The organism is uncultured Algibacter sp., from assembly GCF_947487605.1.
In the GTDB taxonomy this organism is placed as follows: domain Bacteria; phylum Bacteroidota; class Bacteroidia; order Flavobacteriales; family Flavobacteriaceae; genus Algibacter_D.
Genome location: NZ_CANKXK010000014.1, coordinates 38707 through 47934 on the forward strand (window position 1 = coordinate 38707; position 9228 = coordinate 47934).

At 34.0% G+C, this 9228-nt stretch carries 6 protein-coding genes; 5 read left to right on the plus strand and 1 reads right to left on the minus strand.

The genetic code is table 11. From position 1 onward, the window contains the following. Positions 1–2 precede the first annotated feature (2 nt). Both Q0739_RS14125 and Q0739_RS14130 read left to right on the plus strand, forming a co-directional pair. The gene (locus Q0739_RS14125; protein WP_298239381.1) at positions 3–1193 is read left to right on the plus strand and encodes an acetyl-CoA C-acyltransferase; all 1191 of its coding nucleotides are present in this window, start codon (positions 3–5) and stop codon (positions 1191–1193) included. A 28-nt stretch (positions 1194–1221) separates the two neighbouring features. Continuing rightward, entirely contained in the window at positions 1222–3033 is a 1812-nt protein-coding gene (locus tag Q0739_RS14130; RefSeq protein ID WP_298239382.1) for an acyl-CoA dehydrogenase family protein, read from the plus strand. A gap of 87 nt (positions 3034–3120) precedes the next feature. Here Q0739_RS14130 and Q0739_RS14135 read toward each other — a convergent pair whose 3' ends face one another. Then, positions 3121–4593, minus strand: a complete 1473-nt coding sequence (locus tag Q0739_RS14135; RefSeq protein ID WP_298239383.1) for a S8 family serine peptidase — start codon at positions 4591–4593, stop codon at positions 3121–3123. A 274-nt stretch (positions 4594–4867) separates the two neighbouring features. Here Q0739_RS14135 and Q0739_RS14140 point away from each other — a divergent pair, with 274 nt between their 5' ends. The 3 genes from Q0739_RS14140 to Q0739_RS14150 all read left to right on the plus strand — a co-directional run bounded on the left by Q0739_RS14140 (position 4868) and on the right by Q0739_RS14150 (position 9169). Next, positions 4868–6514, plus strand: a complete 1647-nt coding sequence (locus tag Q0739_RS14140; protein WP_298239384.1) for a M1 family metallopeptidase — start codon at positions 4868–4870, stop codon at positions 6512–6514. Beyond that, positions 6511–7092, plus strand: a complete 582-nt coding sequence (locus tag Q0739_RS14145; protein WP_298239385.1) for a YdeI/OmpD-associated family protein — start codon at positions 6511–6513, stop codon at positions 7090–7092. Before Q0739_RS14140 ends, Q0739_RS14145 begins: the two co-directional genes overlap by 4 nt. 178 nt (positions 7093–7270) lie before the next feature. Next, the gene (locus Q0739_RS14150; RefSeq protein WP_298239386.1) at positions 7271–9169 is read left to right on the plus strand and encodes a S9 family peptidase; all 1899 of its coding nucleotides are present in this window, start codon (positions 7271–7273) and stop codon (positions 9167–9169) included. Positions 9170–9228: the final 59 nt, after the last annotated feature.

Below are 9228 nucleotides of genomic sequence, written 5' to 3' on the forward strand. Positions count from 1 at the left end.
CAATGAAACAAGCATATATAGTAAAAGCATACAGGACAGCTGTTGGTAAAGCACCAAAAGGCGTATTCCGTTTCAAAAGAGCAGACGAATTAGGCGCTGAAACTATTCAGCACATGATGAAAGCATTACCAAACCTTGATGTTTCAAGAATTGATGATGTTATTGTTGGTAATGCTATGCCAGAAGGTTCACAAGGTCTTAATATGGCTAGGTTTATTTCTTTAATTGGACTTAATAGCGTTGATGTTCCTGGTGTAACAGTAAATCGATTTTGCTCTTCAGGAATAGAAACCATCGGGATTGCTACGGCTAAAATCCAAGCAGGAATGGCAGATTGCATTATTGCTGGAGGCTCAGAAAGTATGAGTTCTGTACCTATGACAGGCTTTAAACCTGAATTAAACTACGATACGGTGAGTGCTGGTCATGAAGATTATTATTGGGGTATGGGAAATACTGCTGAAGCGGTTGCAAAACAGTTTAAAGTCTCTCGAGAAGATCAAGATGAATTTGCCTATAATTCTCACATGAAAGCTTTGAAAGCGCAAGCTGAAAATCGTTTTCAAGACCAAATTGTGCCTATTGATGTGGAGCAAACTTATATTGATGCTAACGGAAAAAAAGCAACAAAAAAATATACAGTTACTAAAGATGAAGGCCCTCGTGCAGGGACTAGTCTTGAAGCTTTAGCTAAACTAAGAGCAGTATTTGCAGCTGGCGGAAGTGTTACCGCTGGAAATTCATCGCAAATGAGCGATGGTGCAGCATTCGTTATGGTTATGAGTGAGGATATGGTTAAAGAGTTAAATCTAGAACCTATTGCACGATTAGTCAATTATGCAGCTGCTGGTGTAGAGCCAAGAATTATGGGAATTGGTCCGGTTAAAGCTATTCCAAAAGCATTAAAACAAGCAGGTTTAAAGCAAGAAGATTTATCACTTATTGAATTGAATGAAGCTTTTGCTTCTCAATCTTTAGCTGTAATTCGCGAGTTAAACTTAAATCCAGATATAGTAAACGTTAATGGAGGCGCTATTGCACTTGGCCACCCTCTTGGATGTACAGGAGCTAAATTATCAGTACAATTATTTGATGAAATGCGTAAACGCAATATGCAAGGAAAATATGGTGCTGTAACCATGTGTGTAGGTACAGGTCAAGGTGCATGTGGCATTTTCGAATTTTTAAATTAATACCAACCCAAATTAAACTATAAAACAAATGGAAGCAACAGAAAAAGACATATTAAGAGGTGGGCAATTTCTTGTAAAAGAAAGTAAATGTGAAGACATATTCACTCCTGAAGACTTCAATGAAGATCAGCTAATGATGAAAGAAGCTGTAACCGAATTTGTGGATAGAGAAATTTGGTCAAAAAAAGCACAATTTGAAAAGAAAGATTATGCTTTAACAGAATCTTGTATGCGTCAAGCTGGAGAACTTGGTTTTTTAAGCGTTTCTGTTCCTGAAGAATATGGCGGTATGGGTATGGGTTTTGTAGATACAGCATTAGTCTGCGATTATATTTCTGGAGCAACAGGTTCTTTCAGTACGGCTTTTGGTGCACATACTGGTATTGGAACCATGCCAATTACATTGTATGGAAATGAAGAACAAAAACAAAAATACGTTCCTAAATTAGCATCTGGAGAATGGTTTGGCTCATATTGTTTAACAGAACCAAGTGCTGGTAGTGATGCAAACTCTGGAAAAACAAAAGCAGTTTTATCTGCCGATGGAAAAACATATAGTATTACGGGGCAAAAAATGTGGATTTCAAATGCGGGTTTCTGTAGCGTAATGATTGTTTTTGCACGTATTGAAGATGATAAAAACATTACTGGATTTATTGTTGAATACGATCCTGAAAACCCCAACGGAATAACCATGGGAGAAGAAGAGCATAAACTAGGTATTCGTGCATCTTCAACCAGACAAGTATTTTTTAACGAAACTGTAGTTCCTGTTGAAAATATGTTATCCACGAGAGGTAATGGATTTAAAATAGCTATGAATGCACTTAACGTAGGTAGAATAAAATTAGCTGCTGCTTGTTTGGATGCACAACGTCGCGTTATTTCAGAGTCTGTTAAATATGCCAATGAGCGTATTCAATTTAAAACGCCTATTTCTAGCTTTGGAGCTATTCGTCAAAAAATAGCAGAAATGGCTACTAACTGTTGGGTTGGAGAAGCCGCAACATACCGAGCAGCAAAAAATATTGAAGACCGAATTACTATTCGTCAAAATAATGGAAAAGACACCCATCAAGAAGCAGAATTAAAAGGAGTTGAAGAATATGCTATTGAATGTTCTATCCTTAAGGTAGCCGTTTCAGAATTTATTCAAAAATGTTCTGATGAAGGCATTCAGATTTATGGAGGCATGGGCTTCTCTGAAGAAACACCAATAGAATCTGCTTGGAGAGATGCTAGAATTGCTAGAATTTATGAAGGTACTAATGAAATTAACAGAATGCTCTCCATTGGCATGTTAATTAAAAAAGCTATGAAAGGTCATGTAGATTTATTAGGACCTGCTCAAGCGGTAGCTAAAGAGCTTACAGGAATTCCTTCTTTTGATGTTCCAGATTTCTCTGAGTTATTTTCAGAAGAAAAAAGTATTATTAAAAATCTTAAAAAACTATTTTTAATGGTTGCGGGTGCAGCTTTACAGAAATATGGTGAGAAAATTGAAGAGCAACAACAACTTATGTTAGCCGCTTCAGATATTCTAATCCAAATTTATTTGGCTGAATCTGCAATTCTTCGAGCCGAAAAAATGGCTAATAAACAAGGTGAGGATAATGTAAAAGAACAAATAGCTATGGCAAAATTAAACTTATTCCATGCTATTGATGTTATTGAAACCGCTGGAAAACATTCTATTATATCGTTTTCAACAGGAGACGAACAACGTATGATGCTCATGGGATTAAAACGCTACATCAAATATGTTAATATGCCAAACATTATAGAATTAAGACATATTATCGCTGAAAAAGTAATCAAAGAAAATAAATATTGTTTTTGAGTAAAGCTCAAAATTTATTGCGACTAATTCAAATGAAAAATGCTCTGAAATATCAGAGCATTTTTATTTATAAATACTAAAATAACTTTAATCACTTACAGCATTATATGCATTTACTCTGCCTGAACCATAAAAATCATCCTTTCCAGGTTTGCCTAAGTCATCTGAAGAAGCTTTAAGTGCCGCTTCAACTTGTGCGGGTTTCATATCACCTCCATTTTTACCAATAATTATAGCTGCAACGCCTGCTGCGTGGGGTGAAGCCATACTTGTCCCAACAGACCAATACCAATTACCATTACTACCAGTACTAAAAACATAGTCAAATATAAAACAAACGTTTTCTAAAGGTCCAACAGTGCATACATCAAAACCACCTGGCTCAAAAGCATATAAAAAGTCTCCTCCAGGCGCTGCAAAATCAATTACAGATTGTCCATAATTTGAATAAGATGCCAGTTCATCAAGGTTATTAGAAGGATTAGCTCCCCATCCTCTAGGTGCGGTAGCAGATATTGAAAGTGCGTGACGTGCACCAGATGGCATATGTATTAAATCTGCACTATGGTCATAATCTGTTGCTGCATTACCCGCAGAAGTTATAACTGTTGTACCATTTTGATAGGCAAAGGTTATAGCGCGGTTGTAAACGTTAATATACTCCGCAATATCCTCGGCAGTTGCATAACCAAGTAAGTTACCTTCAGAGTCATAAACCCCACCTCTTCTCGAAAGCGTAGTACCAATACTCATATTTATCACATCTACATCATTCATGGCCGCATGATAAATTCCACCCAGTATAGCACCCAAAGAACCAGACCCAGCATCACTTAATACTTTAACTAAAACCAATTCCGCTTCTGGTGCAACACCAATGGTTCCATAGGCATTATCAGCTGCACCTATAGTCCCTGCCGTATGCGTACCGTGACTAAACGAATCATCTATTAAATATTGTAAGCCTTCTCCAGTAAAATCTTTACTTAATTCAAAATTAATATTAGGCTCTAAATCTGGATGGGTAAGATCAAAGCCTGAATCGAGAACTGCCACTCTTACACCAGCACCTCTATATCCAGCTTCCCAGGCTTCTGGTGCATCGACAGCATCATGCCCCCATTGCAAATCAAAAAAGAAATCGTCGTCGCCACTAGCTGGTGGGTTTCCAAAATTAGCATCAATAGCTTCTTTTCTCTCATTTGGATCCAACCAATTGATTGTTAAATTCGGGACAACAGATTGTACCCCTTTAATTTTAGAGGACTTGGCAATAAAATCAGCATCGCTAGATTTTACAACTGCAATACCAATTTCAGATAAGCTACTAGTTATTTTACCATTTGCCGCGGCTAAATCGGTTTTTAAATTTTTAGGCAATTTGTTTGTTTGTGAAATTACAAGAAAAGAACCATTAGAATTTCCTTTGGGTTTACTACTTTTTCCTAGAATGTCGGAATTCGAATTTATTGATGAATCATCAATTTCTAAAACTTCATTTTCACAAGAAAAACACAACAATACTAATAAGGCAAGCGCAATACTTTTTAAAAATTTCATAAATTAAATTTTTTGAGTTAGTCAATAATTAAATAACACAATAAATTAGGTTAAATGATAAACTTTGGGGAAAATGCACAGTAATTTAACAATAAAGAATGCAATCAATGTTATGCAATTAATTAAATATTCAACAATTAGACCATGTGTAATAAATAATAGATTAATAGTAAAAAATTAGCCAAGAAATCATATAATAAAACTCTTAATTTTGCACAAAGATTAACATACCTTTAAGAAGCTTTTATTTATTTTTGAAAAAAAGCAATAAACTATGTCAAAACGTTTTTTAATATTTCTGTTTTTTTTGATTGCTCTTTGTTTTTCAATTCAGGGACAAAGTCTGCTTTCTAAAAAAACATCTTTTAACAAGCAAGATACCCTAAGAGGCAGTATAACTCCCGAACGTGCATGGTGGGATTTAAGCTATTATCATTTAGATATAAAGGTAGATCCTGATAATAAGTTTATTTCAGGTAAAAATACAGTTCAATACAAAGTTTTAAAACATGATTCAATCATGCAAATTGATTTACAACCGCCTATGAAACTACTAAAAGTGGTTCAAAATGGTGAGGAATTAAAAATTAAACATGATGGAAACGCACATTTTATATCCTTAACAGCCCCTCAACAAATTAATGACATAAAAAACTTAACCGTTTACTATGAAGGTTATCCTAAAGAAGCTGTAAGAGCACCTTGGGATGGTGGGATTTCTTGGGAAAAAGACAAAAATGGAAATCATTTTATAGCATCATCATGTCAAGGATTGGGTGCTAGTGTCTGGTGGCCCTGTAAAGACCATATGTATGACGAAGTAGATAGCATGCAAATAAGTGTAAATGTACCTTCTAAACTAACTAATGTTTCGAATGGGCGGTTACGACTTGTAGAACGTATTGGCGACACAAAAACCTATCATTGGGTAGTGAAGAACCCTATTAACAACTACGGTGTAAATATCAATATAGGAGATTACGTTAATTTTTCTGAAGTGTATGATGGTGTAGCAGGAAACCTTGATATGGAGTATTATGTACTTAGAGATAACCTTGATAAAGCTAAAGAACAATTTAAGCAAGCTCCTATGATGATGGAAGCTTTTGAACATTGGTTTGGTCAATATCCATTTTATGCTGATAGTTTTAAATTAGTTGAAGTCCCCTATTTAGGTATGGAACATCAAAGCTCTGTTACCTACGGAAATGGGTATCAAAATGGGTATTTAGGAAATGATTTATCGGGAACTGGTTGGGGTTTAAAATTCGATTTTATTCTTATTCACGAATCTGGTCATGAATGGTTTGCTAACAATATTACTAATAAAGATGTTGCAGATATGTGGGTTCATGAAAGTTTCACTGCGTATTCTGAAAGTCTGTACTTAGATTATCATTTTGGGAAAGAAGCTTCTGCTGAATATGTTATTGGTACTCGAAAACGTATTCAAAACGATAGACCTTTAATTGGACATTATAATGTTAATGAAGCAGGCTCTGGCGATATGTATTATAAAGGAGCCAACATGCTTCATACCCTAAGACAACTTATTGAAGATGATGAAAAATGGCGCAAAATATTGCGTAAGATGAATGTTGAATTTTATCATCAAACAGTAACTACACAACAAATAGAACACTTTTTAAGTAGAGAAACTGGTTATGATTTAACCGAGTTTTTTAATCAGTACTTGAGAACCATTAAAATACCAACACTAGAATTTTCTATAGAAAAAAAACAACTAAAGTATCGTTGGACTAACATTGTAGAAAAATTTGATATGCCAATTCAGGTTTCAATAAATAGCAAACAACAATGGCTATTCCCGAAAGCAGAATGGAAAACATTAAACATTGAGTCAAAAATTAATTCTTTTGAAATTGAACGAGATTTCTATGTGAATTCAAAAAAATTATGAGTTTAAATCAATTACCAGAATTATATTTTGAGCGTGATACCGATTGGTATGATTGGTTATTAAATAATCATAATACAACCAAAGGTGTTTACCTTATTTTTTATAAGCTAGAAATGAATATCCCTACCATGCGCTGGGAAGAAGCTGTAAAAGTTGCTATATGTTTTGGTTGGATCGATTCAACAGTAAAGAGCTTAGGAAATGGTAAAAGAAAGCAATACTTCTGCCCTAGAAATCCAAAAAGTACTTGGAGCGCTTTAAATAAAAAATACGTTGAAGAACTCACCCCTAAAGGATTAATTCATATATCTGGTTTTAATATAATTAATATTGCTAAAAAAACTGGTACATGGATTGCGATGGATGATATTGAGAATGGTGTTATCCCAAATGATTTACAGAAAGCTTTTGATAAAAATCAAAGTGCTTTTAAAAACTACCAAAATTTTTCTAAAGGCTATAGAAAAGGGTATTTATCTTGGCTACATAGTGCAAAAAGAGAAGAAACAAGAAATAAAAGAATTTCTGAAATAATTAAACTCTGCAAAGCTAATATTAAATCGAGAGATAGTTGGTAAATCAATATACTCCAAATAAGACGCTAATAAGTATTCTTTAAATTAATCTAATAGACAATTTATGCTTCATAAATTGCCTAAATTATACTACCACCTGCAACATTAATGTTAACAATACTCTATTAAGTTTTCATTATATTTAAGGCAATCATTAGTTTAATTAAAATCAATCAAAAAAATGAAAAAAATCTTTTTACTTGCTATCATTATTTTATTTGCCTCTTGCAAAAAAGATAAAGAACCAGAAAAAACTTCTTTGAACTTAAAACAGTATACCATTGAACAATTTATGGACAATGAAGCTATTGGGGGTGGTAGTTTTTCGCCTGATAAATCTAAATTGCTAATATCAAGCAACAAATCCGGCATTTATAATATGTATACCGTGCCTACTTCTGGAGGTGACTTTACTCCTATTACTGCATCAGATTCTTCATCTATTTTTGCCGTTTCCTATTTCCCTAATGACGAGCGCATGCTTTATCGTGCAGATGGTAATGGCAACGAAATTTTTCATTTATATCTACGCGATTTAGATGGTACTATTAAAGATTTAACACCAGATGAAGGTGCAAGGGCTACTTTTTATGGATGGTCTCATGATGGAAAAAGTTTTGGCTATGGCTCCAATAAAAGAGATAAACGTTATATGGATATCTATGAAATGACTATAGACAATATGTCCTCTGAATTAATTTATCAAAATGATGAAGGATATAATCTTAATGCAATCTCAAACGATAAAAGCTTACTCGCATTAAGTAAAATCATTACACGTACCGAAGTAGATTTATACATTTATAACAGAACTGATAAATCATATACTAAAATAAATGAATCTTTAAGCAGTAATTCTGCCCAAGACTTTTCACTTGATGGTAAAACATTGTATTATACTACAGATGAAGGTTCTGAGTTTTCACATTTAATGAAATATGATATTTCAACTGGTTTAAAAGAAAAAGTGCTAGAAAAAAACTGGGATGTTATGGGAAGTTATTTAACCCATAATAGTAAATATATGGTTACATATATAAACGAAGATGCTAAAAATGTTATTGAAGTAAAAGACACAGAATCAGGAGAAAATTTGGATTTACCAGATTTTAACAATGGAGATATTACCAACGTTGGATTTTCAAGAGATGAAACAATGATGCGTATGTATGTTGGTAGCTCTAAAACACCATCTAACCTGTATACTTACAATCTTCAAACAAAAGAACATAAAAAATTAAGTAATGTCCTTAATAAAGAGATTACTCCAGATCATTTAGTTGAAGCAGAAGTTATTAGATATAAATCTTTTGACGATGTTGAGATTCCTTCTATTTATTATTTACCGCATCAAGCTTCAAAAGACAATAAAGTTCCAGCAATTGTTATGGTTCATGGAGGTCCAGGAGGGCAAAGTCGTCAAAGTTTTAGATCACTAACTCAATATTTAGTTAATCATGGTTATGCTGTACTAGCTGTAAATAATAGAGGAAGTAGTGGTTACGGAAAAACATTTTTTCAAATGGATGATCAAAACCACGGTGAAAAAGACTTACAAGATTGTGTTGAAGGAAAAAATTGGCTAGCAGCACAACCAGAAATCGACGGGAGTAAAATTGGCATTATGGGAGGCTCGTATGGTGGCTACATGACTATGGCCGCTCTTACCTATACTCCTGAAGAATTTGCCGTTGGTGTAAACCTTTTTGGTGTTACAAACTGGATGCGTACATTAAAGAGTATTCCACCATGGTGGGAATCATTTAGACTAGCACTTTACAAAGAAATGGGAAATCCACACACGGCAGATTCCATACGATTACACAGAATATCTCCTTTATTTCATACAGATAAAGTAACCAAACCTCTAATTGTTTTACAAGGCGCTAAAGACCCACGAGTACTTCAGGTAGAGTCTGATGAAATTGTTGCAGGAGTTAAGAAAAATGGTGTCCCAGTAGAATACGTTCTTTTTGAAGATGAAGGACATGGTTTTGTTAAAAAAGAAAATCAAATTGAAGCCAATAGTAGAATTCTTAAATTCTTAGACACCTATCTTAAAAACCTGAGTTCGACGTAAGAAAGTCAAATTTTCAGCATAGAAAAAGCAGAATATTTAGTATATTAAAGTGTTGAAAT